Source organism: Aeromonas sp. QDB30 (assembly GCF_027707645.1).
In the GTDB taxonomy this organism is placed as follows: Bacteria; Pseudomonadota; Gammaproteobacteria; order Enterobacterales; family Aeromonadaceae; genus Aeromonas; species Aeromonas caviae.
In genome coordinates, this window is sequence record NZ_JAPCIY010000023.1 from 1 (window position 1) to 17532 (window position 17532).

Genomic DNA, 17532 nt, shown 5'->3' on the forward strand with positions numbered 1-17532 from the left:
CCTCGATGAAGAAACGATGAGGTTAAGTGTGACGAGCGTATTGTCCGAAAAACAGGTGCTGATCTAGGGGCGCTTACCTTGAAGAGACGCCAGCAACCCCCAAACTGGATCTCAATCTGCCGGAGCAATAATTCCGCGCACATTGCAAAGAAGCCGCCCAATGGGCGGCTTCTTCATGGTGGCAAGTGGATGGGGTGCATCCGATATCAGTGAGCGCCGATATAGATGTCTTTGTACTGCTCGCGAATATCGAGGAACTTCTCCAGATTGGCCAGCATCAGGTCCACCAGGAGGGGGTCGAAGTGCTCTCCTTTCTCCTCCTTGATCAGCGCCAGCACCTGATCCAGCGGCCAGGCCTGCTTGTAGCAACGATCCGAGCCCAGAGCATCGAACACATCCGCCAGGGCGACGATGCGTCCTTCCAGCGGAATGTCCTCTCCCTTCAACCCGCGGGGATAGCCGCTGCCATTCCACTTCTCGTGATGGTTGCCCGCGATGGTGGCGCCTATCTGGAACAGGGCCAGATCACTGCCGGAGAGCATGTCCTGACCAAGCTGGGCGTGGGTTTTCATGATCTCCCACTCCTCGGGAGTGAGTTTGCCCGGTTTGTGCAAGATGGCGTCCGGGATCCCCACCTTGCCGATGTCGTGCAGGGGAGAGGCACGCTTGATGAGCTCGCACCTGTCCTCATTCATGCCGAGCAGCTTGCAGAACAATTCGGTGTAGAGGGCCACCCGCTTGACGTGCAAGCCGGACTCCTTCGAGCGGCTCTCCACCAGTTCGCCGATGCGATAGATGATCTCTCGCTGGTTGTCACCGATCACCTCGTTGAGCCGGATATTCTCCAGCGCCACTATGATGTTTTCGGTGAACAGGCTCAGCAGCCCGGTATCCATCTGGCTGAGCGGGCGAGTGGTCTCGATGTGGAACAGCAGGTGATGACGGGCATTCTGGCAATAGAGCACCATCTGGTTGCCATCGTAGACATTGGCTCCCTTGGCCATGGCACAGCGCAGGATTTCCGGCGCATCGACGAGGCGCAGCATGGGACCATCGCTGAGCAGAGGCTCGAGCACCTGATCCCGCACCTCATACGCCAAGTGCTTCACATCGTAAATCTGGGACTCTTCCAGATTGAGCAGGGCGCTGAGCTGGGTCTGGGCTCCTTCGACGAACTGGCGCAGGGCACGCTGCTCGAAGATCCCCTTGGACGCCTCGATGACCTTCTCCAGCCCCTGTCGATTGCTCTCAAGGGTTCGGATGTCCCGGTAAGAGCGCAGGCTGGCGCGCAGCAGGGTGCGCAGTTTCTGGGAGGTGAGCTCGGTCTTGTCCTTGTAGTCGTTGATATCGTAGTTGGTCACCACGTCATCTTCCGGGGCCTGGCCGGGCTGACCGGTTCGCAGCACGATGCGCACCATCTTGTTTTGCAGCTCGTCGCGCACGAATTTGACCACCTCGAGACCGGCATGATCGACCTCCATGACGACGTCGAGCAGCAGCAGGGCGACATCCGGGGTGAGGGCGAGCAAGGCTTTGGCTTCAGCCGCAGAGTAGGCGTGCAGAAAATCGATCGGCTTGCCGTCGAATTCAAACTTGTTCAGGGTGATTTTGGTGATGCGATGCACTTCGGGTTCATCGTCCACTATCATCACCTTCCAGCCGGCGGGACGCGGTGCTGATTGGGGAAGATCTTCATCATCAATAATCAGGATTTGATCATCCATTATGCAATCCTGTGTGTGATCCTGTGCTTACCTTAACCGCTTCATTCAATATAGGAAACGGATGGATATCCAAAATATGATCCAGTCGGTTTCTCTTTCTTCGTATCGGATGCCATCCACCAGCCCTTTCATGAAAAACGCCTCCACAAGGGAGGCGTTCTGGCATCAGAGGCATCAAGCTGCCCTGTGATAGGCGGAGGCTTCAAACAGTGCCTTGTTGGCCACTAGGTCGACGGGATCGAAGTCATCGACGTTGATGGTGCGAAGGCGACTCTCCTCGGCGCGCCGCAGCAGGTCCGCTTCGGCCTGGTTGATGACACCGAGGCTCAGGCCCGCCTCTGCCACCTTGTCGAGCTGGGTGAAGGGGCGTTTGCTCCCTTCGGCTTTGCACACCTTGTCAAACAGCGGCTCTGCGGTCAGCACATCGTCCAGCGCCTGTTCCAGCAGCCCGAAGGGGTTGCCCTCCTCGCGCGTCAGATATTGGCCCTCGGCCAGACGGCTGCGAGTGGCACTTGGCACCTGGAGCAGGCGGGCTACCTGGCTGTCGAGCTTGTCGGAGGGACGCTTCAGGTCGCGACCAAGGGGTAGCACGATGGCGCGCAGGGCCAGACCAATCCAGCGATTCGGGAAGTTGCGCAGCAACTCGTCGATCGCTTCCTGAGCCTTGAACAGGGCGTCTTGCAGTGCCCAGTGCAGCAGCGGCAGGTCGGCCTGCTGGCGTCCTTCATCCTGATAGCGCTTGAGGGCGCTGGAGGCCAGATAGAGCTGGCTCAGCACATCGCCAAGGCGGGCAGACACCCGCTCTTTGCGCTTGAGCTCGCCACCCAGGGTGCCCATCGCCATGTCTGACAGGAAGGCAAGGTTGGCGGAGAGGCGAGAGAGCTGCTGATAGTAGCCCTTGGTCTGATCCTTGTAGGGCGCGGCGGCGAAGCGGGCACCGGTCAGCCCCAGCCAGAAGCTGCGCACCAGGTTGCTGATGGCAAAGCCCACATGGCTGAACATCGCCTTGTCGAAATCTTTCAGCGCCTGTTCTTTGTCGGGGTGGCTGGCGGCCAGCATCTCCGGCAACACATAGGGGTGGCAACGGATGGCTCCCTGACCATAAATGATCATGCTGCGGGTCAGGATATTGGCTCCCTCGACGGTCACGGCGATGGGCGCCCCCTGATAGCCACGGGCCAGATAGTTGCTCGGCCCCATACAGATGGCCTTGCCGCCATGGATGTCCATGGCATCGATGATGCACTTCTGGGCGCGGTCGGTGAGGTGGTACTTGACGATGGCGGAGATGACCGAGGGTTTTTCACCGAGATCGATGCCGGTGACCGTCAGTTTGGCGGCGGCGCCCATGATGTAGGCGTTGCCACCCAGGCGTGCCAGCGGCTCTTCAATCCCTTCCATCTTGCCAATCGGCAGCTTGAACTGGCGACGGATGCGGCTGTAGGCACCGGTGGCCAGGGCCAGCATCTTGACGCCGCCCGTGCTGTTGGAGGGCAGGGTGATGCCGCGGCCGACGGAGAGACACTCCACCAGCATGCGCCAGCCCTGACCGGCCATAGCCGGACCGCCGATGATGAAGTCGAGCGGTACAAACACGTCTTGGCCGCGGGTCGGGCCGTTCTGGAACGGCACGTTGAGCGGGAAGTGGCGACGACCGATATCGACTCCCTTGATGTGGGTCGGAATGAGGGCGCAGGTGATGCCGAGCTCTTCTTCCTCACCCAGCAGGTGGTCAGGGTCACGCAGCTTGAAGGCGAGGCCGAGTACGGTGGCGATGGGAGCCAGGGTAATGTAGCGCTTGTTCCAGGTCAGGCGCATGCCGAGCACCTCTTCCCCTTCCCACTCGCCTTTGCAGACGATGCCGAAGTCGGGAATCGAGCCCGCATCAGAACCCGCTTCCGGACTGGTCAGGGCGAAACAGGGGATCTCCTTGCCGACAGCCAGACGGGGCAGGTAGTAATCCTTCTGCTCGTCAGTACCGTAGTGTTGCAGCAATTCACCCGGCCCTAAGGAGTTGGGAACGCCGACGGTGGAGGCGAGCACGGCGCTGGCGCCGCACAGCTTTTGCAGCACGCAGGACTGGGCGTAGGCGGAGAACTCCAGCCCGCCATATTTCTTCTTGATGATCATGGCGAAGAACTTGTTGTCCTTCAGGTATTGCCACACCTCGGGAGAGAGATCGGCACGCTCGTGGGTCACTTCCCAGTCGTTGACCATGCGGCACACTTCTTCAACCGGACCGTCCATGAAGGCCTGCTCTTCGGCAGACAGCGTGCTGACCGGAATGGCGTGCAGCTTCTTCCAGTCCGGGTTGCCGGCAAACAGATCCGCTTCCCACCAGGTCGTCCCCGCTTCGATGGCTTCCTTCTCGGTTCGGGACATCTCCGGCATGATGGACTTGTAGATCTTGAACAGCGGCTTGGTCAGCTGGTTGCGGCGAAACTCCACCAGATTGAGGGGCAGGGCTATCACCGCGAACAGCGCCCACACCAACAGGGGCACATGGCCATAGAAGGTGCCGGCGACCAGGGCGGCGGCCGTGGCAAGCGTGGCGGTGAACAGGGACGCACGGCGATAGGCCATGGCGCCGATCACCAGGATCACCCCGAGCAGAGTGAGGGTCGTCGTCATTGTTTGCTCCTTGCATGAATTGCCGAGGTTGGGAAATTGGCGTTAACTGATCCAGAGGTCTGACCTGTTGGATGTGGCCCCTGTTGTAATTCATACGCACAAACTTATCAAGCTGTTTACAAGCCTGTTACCTTGGCTCTGTGATCGGCATAACGCGCTGCCCGCCCCATCTTGGCGGGCGGGGGGCGACGATTGGACTGGCTTGTGCGACAATGCCGCCACCCTATGTTGGACGACGAGATTTCAAGAACCATGTACCAAGAACTGATCCGCAACGAGTTGACCGAGGCTGCCAGCGTGCTTCAGGCGTTCCTGGCAGATGAGCAAAATCTGAAAAACATCGAGGCGGCGGCCAAGCTGCTCGCCGACTCCTTCAAGCAGGAAGGCAAGGTTCTTTCCTGCGGCAACGGCGGCTCCCACTGCGATGCCATGCACTTTGCCGAGGAGCTGACCGGTCGTTATCGCGAGAACCGCCCAGGCTATGCCGGCATCGCCATCTCCGATCCCAGCCACCTCTCCTGCGTCTCCAACGACTTTGGCTATGACTATGTCTTCTCCCGCTATGTGGAGGCCGTCGGCCGTCGTGGTGACGTGCTGCTTGGCATCTCCACCAGCGGCAACTCCGGCAACATCCTCAAAGCCATCGAGGCGGCCCGTGCCAAAGGAATGAAGGTGATTGCCCTGACCGGCAAGGACGGCGGCAAGATGGCTGGTCTGGCCGATGTGGAGATCCGTGTGCCGCACTTCGGTTATGCCGACCGCATCCAGGAAGTGCACATCAAGGTGATCCACATCCTGATCCAGCTGGTTGAAAAAGAGATGGCCAAGTAATCAACGATCCGGGATTGAGAGGGGGGATGGGTGACCATACCGGCCCTCTCATCCAGCCGTGACGGTTGATTGACGAAACCAGAGTCAAGACATTCAGGGAGTGGATGGTATATGTGCGAACTGCTCGGCATGAGTGCCAATGTGCCGACCGACATCTGCTTCAGCTTTACCGGGCTGATGCTGCGGGGCGGCAAGACAGGTCCCCACAAGGATGGCTGGGGGATCACCTTCTATGAGGGGCGGGGTTTTCGCACCTTCAAGGATCCCGAACCCAGTGCCCAATCTCCCATCGCCAAGCTGGTCCAGGCACTGCCCATCAAGAGCCGTGCCGTGGTCAGCCATATCCGGCAGGCGAACCGGGGGTGTGTCTCCCTGGAAAACACCCACCCCTTTACCCGCGAACTGTGGGGCCGTTACTGGACCTTTGCCCACAATGGCCAGTTGACCGGTTACAAGAAGCTGCCCACGGGGCGGCACCGCCCGGTAGGCGACACCGACAGCGAGCACGCCTTCTGCTGGCTGCTCGACAGGCTGGAGCACAAGTACCCCAAACGGCCGGCAAATTTCCCCGCCATGTTCCGTTACCTCGCGACCCTGTGCGACGAGCTGCGCGGGCTCGGGGTGTTCAACATGCTGCTGTCGGACGGAGAGTTCGTGATGACCTATTGCAGCAACAACCTTTACTGGTTGACGCGCAGGGCTCCCTTTGGCGAAGCTCGTCTGCTGGATGAGGATGTGGCCATCGACTTTCAGAGTGAAACCACGCCGAACGATGTGGTGACCCTGATCGCCACCCGGCCGCTCACCGGCAACGAGAATTGGGTGAAGATGGTGCCCGGGGAGTTCTGCCTGTTCAGGCTGGGCGAGCTGGAATATGGCAATGCAGCCAACTTGTTGAACCAGAAATAAAAAATACCAGGGTAGATGTCTACCCTGGTTCTTCGCAGCAGCCATACAGGCAAAAAGGGATGAGAGAGGTGTTGCTGAGCCGCATCATTCTCATGGGTTGCATTGTTACTTTAATGTTAATTTTGTGACAACCTTTATCTCTCTCCATTCTGACTGACATACCGATAACTTGAAGCTGCTCACATTCTGGTGTCCCAAGAGCATCCGGAGCGATACGGGTATGCCCGAAGGGCGGGTGACAGCGGGGCTGTGGGTCCGCTATATTGTGGTCTGTTTGAATACCATCATAGGGAAGAGAAGATGGAGTGGCTGGATCAGAAAGTGCTGCGACAACTGGCAGATGATATCGGTCACGAGATGATGCCGGTCGTCATCTCGGTGTTTGTCGAAGAGGTAGGCGAGCAGTTGGCCCAATTAAGACCGCTTTTTGAGCAGCGGGACTGGTCAGCCCTGGCGCGTGTTGCCCACAGCATGAAATCGTCCTGTGGCAGCTATGGCGCCAAACCCAGCTATCAGCAGGTCATGGATCTGGAGTCCGCCTGTCGCCGGGAAGATGAGCAAGAGGCCGGCAGACTGCTGGCTGAGCTGGAGCACTCCCTGCCCCAGGTCTTCACCCATCTGGCCCAGTTTCACTGATCCAGAAGGGCATCAGCCCGCCATGTCGCGCTCGCCAAGCCTGTTCAGGATCACGGTGTCGAGTGCCAGCCGCAGCTTGAGGCGGTCGTGGCGGTGGGGGAGGGCTGCTTCACCCAGCTCGGCCCGAACGAGGCAGTGCTGCAGCTCGGGTACCTGGGGGCCCTCGGGAGCCAGAATGGCATCGATCCGGCCGCTGCCTATCCGCTCTTCCAGCCAACGATGTTGACTGGACAGTGACAACTGGCCTGCCGGACCCTCTTCGTCCACCAGATTGCTGATGAACACGACGATGGCGCGGCTGCTGCGGATCGCCTCCGCAATCTCGCGCAGCAGCAGAGGAGGCATGATGGAGGTGAGGAAGCTGCCCGGCCCCAAGATGATCATGTCGGCCTGGCTCAGCGCCTCGACCGCTTCGCGCGTGGCGGGTACGACCGGTTTCAGGCTCAGGGCCCGTGGCGGCGTGGTGAGCTGATCGATGGAGACCTCCCCCAGGATCTGATCGCCACAGACGGTGTGGGCGCACAGATCGGTGGGATGCTCGGACATGGGCAGCAGATTGGGTTCAATTTCCAGCATGTCGCTGATGAGCCGGATGGCATCCAGGGGGCGCACGCAGAGGTTGTCGAGGGCCAGCAGCATCAGGTTGCCGAGGTTGTGGCCCGCGAGCTCGCCGCGGCCGGTAAAGCGGTGCTCGAACAGCTGGCTACCGATGCTGGGGGTGGTCACCAGCTGGTTGAGGCAGTTGCGCAGATCCCCCCAGGCGATGCACTCCTGGCTTTTGCGCAGGCGTCCGGTGGAGCCGCCATCATCCGTGGTGGTGACGATGCCCGTCAGCCGGGATCCCAAGAACGACAGGGAAGAGAGCACCCGGCCCATACCGTGCCCGCCGCCGATGGCGACAACCCGGTCGAAGTCATTGATATTTTTCTGCCACATGCAGTGATCCCGTGGGAGGCCAATGGGCACCATTCTAGTCTCCATGGCCAGGTAATTGTTTGATAAGGGTATGATTTTTGCTTGATGCCAGCATCCCGTACCCCTAGGAGACGATGTTGAACTTCCTGACGGCTCACTCGCTTGCCGAGACGACCCCACTGGCCGCCCAACAAGTTACAGAGCGGTTGCATGCCCAGTCATCCCATGTTCCATCGTTGTTGCTGGTCTATTTTACCCAAGCACACGAGGCGGCGGAACTGCGCCGTGCGCTCAAGGCACGTTTTCCCGATACCCGGCTGATAGGTTGCAGCTCCTGCGGCGGTATCCTGACCCAGGATGGCCATCATGGTCGGCATGGCTGGAGCCTGTCGGTCGCCGCCCTTTATGATGACAAGGGGGCCTATGGCGTGGCTGGCCAGATGGGGGATCAACCGGATGTGCGGGCATTGCTGCGCCGCGCCATCGCCGATGGTGGCCGACCGGGAGAGCTGCCGCAGCTCGTGTTGCTGCACACCAGCCCGGGGCTGGAGGAGGCTGTGCTCGCGGGGATCGACGCCGAGTTTGGCGCGACCGTTCCCGTCGTCGGCGGGTCGGCGGCAGACGACGGCGTGGCCGGGCAGTGGCAGCTGTGCTGGGACGAAGGGGAGGGATCACAAGGGTGCGTGTTGGCGGTGCTTTACCCCGATTGCCAACTGGCGTTCCAGTTTCATTCAGGCTATGTACCCACCGAGTGTCGCGGCATCATTACCGGGATAGACGGGCGGGAGGTGCTGACCATCGATCACGAGCCGGCGGCCCGGGTCTATGGTCGCTGGACCGAGCGTGCGACGCCCTGGCCGGTGGGCCCCATCCTCAGGGAGACGACGCTCTCGCCACTGGCCCGTCAGGTCGGCATGCTCGATGACCTGCCCTACTACAAGCTCTCCCATCCCGAGGCGGTGACGGCGCGGGAGGGGCTGCGCCTCTTTACCGAGACCCGACTGGGAGAGCGGCTGCTGCTCATGTACAGCAGCCAGGAAGGGTTGTTGCAGCGCAGCCTGAATGCGGTGAATATCGAGCCTGAATATGGCATGGCGAGCAATATGCGCCCCTTTGGCGCCCTGGTGGTGTTTTGTGCCGGTTGTCGGCTGGCACTGGGGGACAGGCTGGGGGACATCGTCAGTCAATTCAGTCAGAGGCTGGGTGAGATCCCCTTCATCACGCCCTTTACCTTCGGTGAACAGGGACGATTACCCCATGGTGAGCTGGCACACGGCAACCTCATGGTGTCGAGCGTAATCTTCCTCGAGAGCTGACACTGTGCTGGATTCAAGATGATAGGCAATAGCGAACTCGAAACCCTGGGTGACAAACTGCAAACCACGCTGGTGGAGCTGATGCGTTGCCGGGAGCGGGAGGCCAGATATCGGGAGGAGTCCCAAGCCCTGTTGTGCGGGGTGGCGACCCTGGCACAGGCCCAGAGTCTGGAGCAGGTACTGGAGAGTCTCATTCTTGCTCTCAAGCCCTTTATCGGATTCGAACAGGCGGACGTGGTTGCCTGGGAGGCCGTGGGGGGCAGCACCCATCTGAGCACCCAGCCGGACGAGGTCGGCAGGATCTGGTCGCTGACACCGCTCTTCTCCAGGGCCATCGAGGGGGAGACCCTGGTTATCTATGATCCTGCCCAACTGCCTGAGCTGGCGCCGCTGGCGGGGGCGCCGGGCTGGGCCAGCGTCATGATGACAGGCTTGCAGGGACCGGGGTTTTCCGGTGTGCTCATCTGCCGGCACGGCGTGGCGGGCACCTTCGATCTCAAGAGCAAGGCGGCGATGCAGCGTTGTCGCCCGCTCATCTCCCAGGCCCTGGTCAACATCGCCTATCGGGCTCGCCTGCAAGAACAGGTTGACCTCAAGACCCTGGCTCTGCAGGCCAGCGAACAGCGTTTTCGCAGTTTTGCCGCCATGGCCTCCGACTGGTTCTGGGAGACCGATCCCCAGCACAGGCTCAGCTATGTCTCTGCCCCTGGCTATCAGGGGGAAGTGCTGGCCCGCCAGACGGGGAGAAGCCTCTATGATTTTGCCCACGACAAGCAGGACCCGGCCTGGAGTCACTACCGGCACCTGATCGCCCACCATCTGCCGGTGAGGGGAATGCGGGCCCAGGTGATGCTGGCGGGCGGGCCTTGCTGGATGGAGATCAATGCGGAGCCTTGCCATGATGCCGGTGGCCGCTTCCTCGGCTATCGGGGCACGGCGCGGGAGATAGGCAGCCAGATCCGCCGCGAGCAGGAGCTGGCGCGGGCGCGGGATGATGCCGAGACGGCCAACCGTGCCAAATCCCAGTTCCTCGCCATGATGACCCACGAGATCCGCTCTCCCATGAACGCCGTGCTGGGGATGCTGGATCTGCTGCAGCACGGCCGGCTCGACACTCCGCAACAGACCCTCATCGGCCATGCCACCCACTCTGCGCATCTGTTGCAGACCATCATCGACGATGTGCTCGATTTCTCGAAAATAGAGTCACATACCCTGACGCTGCACTGTGAACCCTTTCAACCAGCCGAGCTGTGCCGTGCCCTGGTGGAGCCCTTGCAGGCACAGGCCAGTGCCAAGGGCATCACACTGCACTGGCATCTGGATGAGACGCTCCCTGAACGCCTTCAAGGGGATGCCGTCCGCCTCTCCCAGGTGATAGGCAACCTGCTTGGCAATGCCGTGAAGTTCACCTCCGTCGGCAGCGTGCGTCTGGCGTTGACCTGGGAGGAGGAAAAGCTGGGGGTCATGGTCAGCGACACGGGGATCGGCATCTCCACCGAGGATCAGACATTGCTGTTTGAACCCTTCTATCAGGTCGACAGTTCGGCAACCCGCCGCTTCTCCGGCTCGGGGCTCGGGCTGGCCATCTGCAGGCGGCTGGTGCAGCTGATGGGGGGAGACATTTGCGTGCAGAGCACGCCTGGGCTGGGAAGCTGCTTCTGGTTCGAGCTGCCCGGGATGGCCTCTCCCTGTGCTCCGGCCGCCGCCCCCGATAGTGAAGAGTGCGCCAGACTGGAGCTGGATGTGCTGGTGGTGGAAGACAGTCCGGTCAATCAGCTGGTGGTATCCCTGATGTTGCAGAAGCTGGTGTGCAGGGTGAGGCTGGCAGGTAATGGGCTGGAGGCCCTGGCACAGGTGGCGAAGCAGCAGCCGGACCTTGTCCTGATGGATATGCGGATGCCGCAGATGGATGGGCTGGAGGCGACCCGGCGCCTGCGGGACATGGGGTGCGAGGTGCCCATCGTCGCGTTGACGGCCAATGCCATGATGGAGGACAGGGCCCGCTGCCTTGCCCAGGGCATGAACGATTTTCTGGCCAAACCCATCAGTCTTGCCAGGCTGCGAAGCTGCCTGCTCCGCCATTGCAGGTGATGTCGGCCGATTTTGGGTAAAAAAAATGGTCAACCTGGTGGTTGACCAATTCTTCAGCAAATACTGAAGAGAGCACGGGATAAATCGGGTTGTACGGTTTTATATGAAAAAGTCGTGCCAACTTTTCAAAACCTGTTATTTGCGGCCTGTAGCTGAATTGTGTGTTATTTATCGCTACCGTGATTGCAAAATGCAATTCTCATTTTTTCATTATAAGAATGCAGTGCCGAGAATTCGCGTTTTGCAAACCAACCGTTGACTCACTCTTTGACTCACTGTGCGATCAGTCGGCGCAAGAACTGGCGCGCCGCTTCACTGTTCTGTTTGGCAATCAACATCTGTTTTTCATAGATCGGCATGGGCAGGATCTCGAGCCAGCGTTGGCAGAGCCAGGCTGCATCGTCGAACTGCTTGTCCGGGTAGAGCTCATCCAGTTCCGGGTATTGTGCAAAGACCTCTCTCAAGCGGCTGACCAGCTGGTTGTCGCTGATATCAGAATCCGCACTCGGCCAGTTGGGCAACGGCTCGACCTGGGCGTGCCTGAGGCCTGCGTCATCCGTTTCCATCTCGTGGATGCAGAAGCGTTCAAGGCCGAGCACGGTGACCCCGAGCAAACCGTCGTTGAGGGTATAAAAATCAGTCACCTTGACGCGGGTTCCGACCGGGAGAATCCGTCCGCAGGTGCCCGTGCTGGTGGTCTCTTCCATCACGATGCCAAAGCCACGATCCTCGAGGAAGGACTCCTTGAGCATCTGCAGGTGGCGCGGCTCGAACAGGCGAAGGGGGAGCTTGCCACCGGGCAGAATGTGGGACGGCAAGGGGAACAGTGCCAGTTGTTGAAGTTTCATGTTCCATCCTCCTAATCAGTCATTGCTGAATGTGACAATGCAGTGACCGTGCCAGAGAGAGGTGGCGTGGCGAAGGGGTGAGTCATTTCCCGTGGTTATTTTTAATATCCATTTAAAATCAATCTATTGTGATTTGATGTCGCGAATGCAGGCAAGGCAGTGCGAAAGGGATTCAGGTGAGGTGTAAGGGCGCCGAACATACCCTGTGTGCAGAATGAGTCTATTTTCGCATATTGCAAATTTGATTCATGCAAAATGCCTGTTACAGACCCATTGAGCGATTGGGGGCAAAGGCCAGGGGATCAGGTGGTCAATTCGGTGTGCTGTGTCATGCCGTCCAGCATCAGGGCGGCTATCTCGTCATACATCTGACCAGGCCTGTGCCAGTGCCGGGGTAAAACCACTGCCGAGACGCCGTGCCAGCACCTGGGTCAGCGCCTGCTTGAGCAGTGCAAACTGGTGGGGTTGAACGTTGAATCGCTGGTGACGCCTGCCGAGATCGCGAATGATGAAACCCAGTGCATCCAGCTGGGAGAGGCTGGTGATGACGGTGTTCAGGGTGTCCGACACCTTGGCAACGGGCAGCTCCTGATGTGGGGGAAAGAGGGCCCTGAGTTCGGGGGACAATCTGAACAGCTCTTCATACACCTCCTGGACATAGCTGTTGTTCAGGGCGCTCACCCTGCCCCAGGCTTTCTGGACCAGCTCTATCTGCTCAAAGGTCATGTCGATGTTTCCTTCCCGTGCGATGTCATGAAAATAATAATCCATCTACTCAATAGAGCACCGGGTTCCGCGCCATTTGGGGAAAAGGAGAGGGGGCCAGCAAGGAGGCACGGATGGTGACCCCTTGCTGGCAGGAGGCCGGGACCTCAGTTGCGCTGTTCCAGGTACATGACGGCTGCTTCGACGCGGCTTTGGGCCTCGAGCTTTTTCAGCAGGCTCTTGACGTGGACCTTGACGGTTCCCTCGGAGATATGGAGCACGGAGGCGACCTGCTTGTTGGACAACCCCTTGGCGATTTCACGCATGATCTGCATCTCGCGTCGGGTCAGGCTCTCCAGCTTCTGCTGCAGGTGGTCCAGCTCGTAGATGTTCTCGAGATAGGGACGTAGCGGCTCGCTCAGGATCTGCTTGCCGGTCATCACGTCAGCCAGCTGGGCCAGCAGCATGTCAGGCTCGGTGTCCTTGAGCAGATAGCCGTCCGCGCCTGCCTTGAGCAGGGCAACCACATCCTGGCGGGCGTCAGAGACGGTCAGGATCACCACGCGGGAAGTCACCTCTTCGGCCCGCAGCGCCTTGAGGGTATCGAGACCTGACAACCCCTTCATGTTGAGGTCGAGCAGGATAAGGTCCGGTTCGGACTCCTTGGCCATGGCCACTGCGTCGGTGCCGTTGGAGGCCTCGCCAACCACGTCGATGTTATCTTCCAACTCCAGCAGTTGCACAATTCCCTTGCGCATCAGGGGATGGTCATCCACGACCAGAACACTGTATTTCATCTCGTCCATCAGGCGTCTCTTGTTAGGCTGGTGGGAAAGGTCAGGTGTATGCGGGTGCCCCCGGAGGGCGGTTCACTGATGGTCAACTGGCCGCGCAATTTGCTGGCGCGTTCATTCATGATGCTGAGACCGTAGTGATTCACCGCCGAGCTTGCGCCCCTTATTCCAACACCATCGTCTGCAATCTGAACCTGGATGTTACCATCAGCCAGGGTCTCACAGCTAACGTCAATGTGCCGCGCGCTGGCATGCTTGATGGCATTGAGCACTGCCTCACGGATCAGCTGCAGGATGTGGATGTGCTGCCCCGCTTCAAGGTCGGTGTCCGTCAGTCCGTACTGGAGCCTGATGTCGGCGTGCGTCTGGGGTTTGAGCTGCTCGAGCATGACCGCGATGGCTTCACCCAGGTTGGCATCGCCGATGCTGAGGCGGAAGGTGCCGAGCAGTTCGCGCAACTGGGTATAGGCATTGCTGAGTCCCTCGTCGATCTGCTCCATGGCTGCCTCGGTCTTGGCCCTGTCCCCCTTGGCGAAGGAGCGCTTGAGCAGCGTGGCCTGGATCTTCAGGTAGGAGAGGGCCTGGGCGAGGGAGTCGTGCAGTTCACGGGCGATGACGGCGCGCTCTTCCATCAGCAGCAGGCGCTGGTGCTGCAGCAGGGTCTGATCCTTGTGCAGCACCTGGGCCAGCAACATGGAGAAGTTCTTCATCAGCCGCTCGTCGATGGGGTGGTCGCTTATCAAGTCGAGCCGGCCGTACTCCTCGTCATCCATCTGCAGGTAAAAGCTCACCACGGCGTCCAGATCCCCCGGCCACCCCTTGCGCCCAGTGATGTAGACCGGCATCGCATTGTGCTCGAAGCGGGTTAGGCGGATGTACTCGATGTGCTGGTGGGCGGCGGCCCGCTCCAGCAGCTTTTGCAGGGTGCGGCGGCTGAGGGGCGCCGCGTGCAGTTTCTGGGCGGTGGAATAGAGGAAGGACAGGGTGTCGTTGGCCTGTTGCAGCTTGGCCGTTTTCTCCTCCACCTTGCTCTCCAGCTCCCGGTAGAGTTTGCCAAGCTCGTCGGCCATGGTCGCGAACGCCCCCGACAACTCTCCCAGCTCGTTCTCACAGTGGGGGGGCAGGGTGAGATCGAACTCCTGACGCTGGATCTGGCGTGCGCAATAGACCAGCTGGTTGAGGGGCGCTACCACCTGCTGGCGGGTGAAGCGCACCGTGCACCAGGCGATGGTGATGATGGCGAGCAGCCCTAGCCCCTCGGCCAGCGCCAGCATGCGCACCTTGAACTCCACGTGGTACTGCATCTGGTTGACGAAGTCATCGATGGCGGCGACGAACTGTTCCGTATTGTCGGTATAACGGCTGGGGGTGGCATTCTCGATGTGTTCGCGCATCACTTGCCATTGCAGCAGGACTTCACCATAGGTGCGGCGCAGTGAGGCGGGCGTGATCCAGCGCTGGGTCTCCTGCAGCTCGGGGGCATGAAGGGTCTGTTCAAACTGGGCGAGCCGGCCGAGGACGACCTGATCCTTCTCGATTTCATAGGCCATGCGGTAGGCCTGCATGCGCAGGGATCCCGACAGGTTGATGGCCTTGGCATCGGGAACCGAATAGAAGAGGGTGACCATGGCCACCACGGCGATCAGGCTGGCCATGAACAGGATCAGCACCATGGAGCGACCGATGGCGCTGCTGACCGACTGCACTCTGAACCATTTTCCCATGCCGACCGGCTCCCTTTTCACCCACAAAGACCCCACAAAGTAGCATGGGAGTGTACTCCAAGTTGTGCTAGCATCGAAAAACTAGATGAACTCCGAGCGATTTTGCCTAAGTCATTGAGATAGGGGGAGATCGCCGTCAGCCGATGTTCGAGCTGAAAGGGTCAGGAAAGAAATGCCCTGGCCTCCCGTATTTGGAAAGGTGTTTATGTTGCCACTTGAAGATGGTTTTTCCCGTCGCTTTTACTATTTGCGTCTGTCGGTCACCGACGTCTGCAATTTCCGCTGTACCTACTGTCTGCCGGACGGCTATCACCCGCCGAAAGGAGATGGTGAGGGGCGCCAGTCCTTCCTCTCCCTGGAGGAGATCCGTCGCGTCGTCTCCGGGTTTGCGGCCATGGGGACGCGCAAGGTGCGTCTGACCGGAGGCGAGCCCTCCCTGCGCCGCGACTTCACGGCCATCATCGAGACCGTGGCCAATACTCCCGGCATCGAGAAGGTGGCCATGACCACCAACGGGTATCGCCTCAAGGAGCGTGCCCGCGAGTGGTTCGATGCGGGGCTGACGGCCCTGAACGTCAGCGTCGACAGCCTGGATCCCCGCCAGTTCCACCAGATCACCGGCGAGAACAAGCTGGCGGAGGTGATGGCGGGGATAGACGCCGCCCTGAGTGCAGGTTTCCGGTCGGTCAAGATCAACGCCGTGCTGCTCAAGGGGCTCAATGATCATCAGCTCGAGACATTCCTCGCCTGGATCCGGGACAAACCCATCGAGCTTCGTTTCATCGAACTGATGCAGACCGGCGAGATGGACGCCCTGTTTCGCGACCACCATACCAGCGGTGAACTCATCAAGCAGCGCCTGCAAGAGAGCGGCTGGGTGCAGCAGCTGCGCGGCCTGGATGATGGCCCTGCCCAGGTGTTCACGCATCCGGACTCGAGGGGCGGGGTGGGGCTCATCATGCCCTACAGCAAGGATTTTTGCGCCGGTTGCAACCGGCTGCGGGTCTCCTCCAAGGGCAAGCTGCACCTGTGTCTCTTTGGCGACAACGGGGTGGAACTGCGGGATCTGCTCACCGATGACAGCCAGCAGGAGGCGCTGCAATGGCGTATTCGCCAGGCGCTGACCGGCAAGGCCGCCACCCATCGCCTCCATGAAGGCAATGCAGGCATGACCCCTCACCTGGCCTCCATCGGCGGCTGACAGCCGCCGTGCACCTCAAATAACCTTCGATTAATTATCAATCCTCACATAGGGGTAATTTACCTTGCCCCTGCTGTGTCTAATTGCGCCAAGGGTTTGATCCAGCGCAAGAATCCCCCCTGTTTATCTCCCTGGTGGTATATCCCCTGACTTGTCAGGGCCGCAATATACACCCACGCTTATAATTGGTATTGAAAATGCCAGTCACGGGATCCGCGCGGGGGCATTCGTCCCCGAAAAGAGGAGTCGATATGACCGACGGGGTCAACTTGTCACGCAGAGGCCTGTTTCGGGGACGCCTTAGCGCCCCCAAGGCTGGGATCCAGTTGCCCTGGTCCGTCTCCTGGGACGAGTTCGTGGCCGGCTGTACCCGCTGCGGCGACTGTCTGGCGGCCTGTCCGGAGCAGATCCTGATCAAGGGAGACGGGGGCTTCCCCACGGTGGATTTTCACCGCGGCGAGTGCACCTTCTGCACCGAGTGTGTGAGCGCCTGCCAGGCGCCGGTGTTCAGGCCGACAACCCAGACACCCTGGGAGTATGTGGCCCATATCGAGGCGGGCTGTCTGGCCACTGCCCAGGTGTTCTGCCAGCGCTGTCAGGACAGCTGCGAGCAGCAGGCCATCCGCTTTTCCCCCCGGCTGGGGCGCGTACCCACCCCCGGCATCCATGCCGAGTCGTGCAACGGCTGCGGGGCCTGCGTAGCGGATTGCCCAGTGGGCAGTATCAGCATCGGTCTGTCTCGTGGCGAGGCTTCGCGATGACCCAAGAGACGAACAAGTTGGAAAACGGTGATATGACGCGAGAAGAGTTCCATGTATCCAGCCTGGTGGTGCTGACCCAGCCCGATCTGCGCCACGCCCTGGCAGAGCGGATTGCGACCCTGGACGGGGCCGAGATCCACGCCGTCAGCGAGGAGGGCAAGCTGGTGGTGACCCTGGAGGGGCCGAGCCAGCGCCCCATCATGGCGGCCATCGACACCATTCAGGGGTTGCCCGGGGTGCTCTCTGCGGCCCTGATCTACCACCAGTTCGATGAAATGGACGCCGAAGATGGGGAATAAGGCGTCATGTGGCAGAAGCGCAAGAGTCGTTCGCTGACCGCCACGGGTAATACACGGGATGCCGGGTCTGTTGTCTGCGTTCGATGAACGAAAAGCCCAGAGCAAAGGAATAAAGCGCCATGGAGCTGAGCCAGCGCGGCTCGT

15 protein-coding genes and 1 riboswitch are annotated in these 17532 nt (G+C 60.2%); of the genes, 8 read left to right on the plus strand and 7 right to left on the minus strand.

Features of this window, described 5'->3' with window-relative positions:
* Window positions 1-206: 206 nt before the first annotated feature.
* Together PG896_RS09275 and fadE are read right to left on the minus strand one after the other, a co-directional pair.
* Entirely contained in the window at window positions 207-1724 is a 1518-nt protein-coding gene (locus PG896_RS09275; RefSeq protein ID WP_039038835.1) for an HD domain-containing phosphohydrolase, read from the minus strand.
* Between the two features lie 174 nt (window positions 1725-1898).
* Window positions 1899-4355, minus strand: coding sequence for an acyl-CoA dehydrogenase FadE (fadE, locus tag PG896_RS09280; RefSeq protein ID WP_041212728.1), 2457 nt, complete (start codon window positions 4353-4355; stop codon window positions 1899-1901).
* A 252-nt stretch (window positions 4356-4607) separates the two neighbouring features.
* Here fadE and lpcA point away from each other — a divergent pair, with 252 nt between their 5' ends.
* The 3 genes from lpcA to PG896_RS09295 all read left to right on the plus strand — a co-directional run bounded on the left by lpcA (window position 4608) and on the right by PG896_RS09295 (window position 6731).
* Window positions 4608-5186: a D-sedoheptulose 7-phosphate isomerase gene (lpcA, locus tag PG896_RS09285; protein WP_039038837.1), complete on the plus strand. Its 579-nt coding sequence runs from the start codon at window positions 4608-4610 to the stop codon at window positions 5184-5186.
* A gap of 111 nt (window positions 5187-5297) precedes the next feature.
* Entirely contained in the window at window positions 5298-6095 is a 798-nt protein-coding gene (locus PG896_RS09290) for a class II glutamine amidotransferase (protein ID WP_043154215.1), read from the plus strand.
* A gap of 300 nt (window positions 6096-6395) precedes the next feature.
* Window positions 6396-6731 (plus strand): Hpt domain-containing protein, encoded by a 336-nt coding sequence (locus PG896_RS09295; protein ID WP_039038838.1) that lies wholly within the window; start codon window positions 6396-6398, stop codon window positions 6729-6731.
* A gap of 12 nt (window positions 6732-6743) precedes the next feature.
* On the opposite strand, the gene PG896_RS09300 is transcribed toward PG896_RS09295, so the two are convergent.
* Window positions 6744-7667, minus strand: a complete 924-nt coding sequence (locus PG896_RS09300; RefSeq protein WP_161470246.1) for a gluconeogenesis factor YvcK family protein — start codon at window positions 7665-7667, stop codon at window positions 6744-6746.
* 113 nt (window positions 7668-7780) lie between these two features.
* Between PG896_RS09300 and PG896_RS09305 the strand changes: the two genes are divergently transcribed.
* Window positions 7781-8962, plus strand: a complete 1182-nt coding sequence (locus PG896_RS09305) for an FIST signal transduction protein (RefSeq protein ID WP_041215518.1) — start codon at window positions 7781-7783, stop codon at window positions 8960-8962.
* A gap of 18 nt (window positions 8963-8980) precedes the next feature.
* The gene (locus PG896_RS09310) at window positions 8981-11056 is read left to right on the plus strand and encodes an ATP-binding protein (protein WP_270835629.1); all 2076 of its coding nucleotides are present in this window, start codon (window positions 8981-8983) and stop codon (window positions 11054-11056) included.
* Window positions 11057-11328: 272 nt separating this feature from the next.
* On the opposite strand, the gene PG896_RS09315 is transcribed toward PG896_RS09310, so the two are convergent.
* The 4 genes from PG896_RS09315 to narQ form a co-directional block, all read right to left on the minus strand.
* Window positions 11329-11904: an LON peptidase substrate-binding domain-containing protein gene (locus PG896_RS09315; RefSeq protein ID WP_043154220.1), complete on the minus strand. Its 576-nt coding sequence runs from the start codon at window positions 11902-11904 to the stop codon at window positions 11329-11331.
* A 360-nt stretch (window positions 11905-12264) separates the two neighbouring features.
* Window positions 12265-12630, minus strand: coding sequence for a globin domain-containing protein (locus tag PG896_RS09320; RefSeq protein ID WP_113978478.1), 366 nt, complete (start codon window positions 12628-12630; stop codon window positions 12265-12267).
* Between the two features lie 146 nt (window positions 12631-12776).
* Window positions 12777-13415 (minus strand): two-component system response regulator NarL, encoded by a 639-nt coding sequence (narL, locus tag PG896_RS09325; protein WP_039038841.1) that lies wholly within the window; start codon window positions 13413-13415, stop codon window positions 12777-12779.
* Window positions 13415-15127, minus strand: coding sequence for a nitrate/nitrite two-component system sensor histidine kinase NarQ (gene narQ / locus PG896_RS09330; RefSeq protein ID WP_010674151.1), 1713 nt, complete (start codon window positions 15125-15127; stop codon window positions 13415-13417). The genes narL and narQ overlap by 1 nt, the downstream gene beginning before the upstream one ends.
* 78 nt (window positions 15128-15205) lie before the next feature.
* Window positions 15206-15345: riboswitch (molybdenum cofactor riboswitch) on the plus strand.
* Between narQ and moaA the strand changes: the two genes are divergently transcribed.
* From moaA to PG896_RS09345, 3 genes are all read left to right on the plus strand, one after another.
* Window positions 15333-16328, plus strand: coding sequence for a GTP 3',8-cyclase MoaA (gene moaA, locus PG896_RS09335; protein WP_010674152.1), 996 nt, complete (start codon window positions 15333-15335; stop codon window positions 16326-16328). Its footprint overlaps the riboswitch before it by 13 nt.
* Before the next feature lie 251 nt (window positions 16329-16579).
* Window positions 16580-17089: a ferredoxin-type protein NapF gene (gene napF, locus PG896_RS09340; RefSeq protein WP_041212734.1), complete on the plus strand. Its 510-nt coding sequence runs from the start codon at window positions 16580-16582 to the stop codon at window positions 17087-17089.
* Window positions 17086-17388 carry a chaperone NapD gene (locus PG896_RS09345; protein ID WP_010674154.1) on the plus strand — a complete coding sequence of 101 codons (303 nt, stop codon included), beginning with the start codon at window positions 17086-17088 and terminating at the stop codon, window positions 17386-17388. Before napF ends, PG896_RS09345 begins: the two co-directional genes overlap by 4 nt.
* The last annotated feature ends 144 nt before the right edge of the window (window positions 17389-17532 follow it).

Bases quoted from the DNA above. Each gene is read 5' to 3' on its own strand.
- PG896_RS09290 (WP_043154215.1), top strand. From the start codon at position 5,298: ATGTGCGAACTGCTCGGCATGAGTGCCAATGTGCCGACCGACATCTGC.
- fadE (WP_041212728.1), bottom strand. From the start codon at position 4,355: ATGACGACGACCCTCACTCTGCTCGGGGTGATCCTGGTGATCGGCGCC.
- narL (WP_039038841.1), bottom strand. From the start codon at position 13,415: ATGGACGAGATGAAATACAGTGTTCTGGTCGTGGATGACCATCCCCTG.
- PG896_RS09320 (WP_113978478.1), bottom strand. From the start codon at position 12,630: ATGACCTTTGAGCAGATAGAGCTGGTCCAGAAAGCCTGGGGCAGGGTG.
- lpcA (WP_039038837.1), top strand. From the start codon at position 4,608: ATGTACCAAGAACTGATCCGCAACGAGTTGACCGAGGCTGCCAGCGTG.
- PG896_RS09305 (WP_041215518.1), top strand. From the start codon at position 7,781: ATGTTGAACTTCCTGACGGCTCACTCGCTTGCCGAGACGACCCCACTG.
- PG896_RS09345 (WP_010674154.1), top strand. From the start codon at position 17,086: ATGACCCAAGAGACGAACAAGTTGGAAAACGGTGATATGACGCGAGAA.
- PG896_RS09275 (WP_039038835.1), bottom strand. From the start codon at position 1,724: ATGGATGATCAAATCCTGATTATTGATGATGAAGATCTTCCCCAATCA.
- napF (WP_041212734.1), top strand. From the start codon at position 16,580: ATGACCGACGGGGTCAACTTGTCACGCAGAGGCCTGTTTCGGGGACGC.
- PG896_RS09295 (WP_039038838.1), top strand. From the start codon at position 6,396: ATGGAGTGGCTGGATCAGAAAGTGCTGCGACAACTGGCAGATGATATC.
- PG896_RS09300 (WP_161470246.1), bottom strand. From the start codon at position 7,667: ATGTGGCAGAAAAATATCAATGACTTCGACCGGGTTGTCGCCATCGGC.
- moaA (WP_010674152.1), top strand. From the start codon at position 15,333: ATGTTGCCACTTGAAGATGGTTTTTCCCGTCGCTTTTACTATTTGCGT.
- PG896_RS09310 (WP_270835629.1), top strand. From the start codon at position 8,981: ATGATAGGCAATAGCGAACTCGAAACCCTGGGTGACAAACTGCAAACC.
- PG896_RS09315 (WP_043154220.1), bottom strand. From the start codon at position 11,904: ATGAAACTTCAACAACTGGCACTGTTCCCCTTGCCGTCCCACATTCTG.
- narQ (WP_010674151.1), bottom strand. From the start codon at position 15,127: ATGGGAAAATGGTTCAGAGTGCAGTCGGTCAGCAGCGCCATCGGTCGC.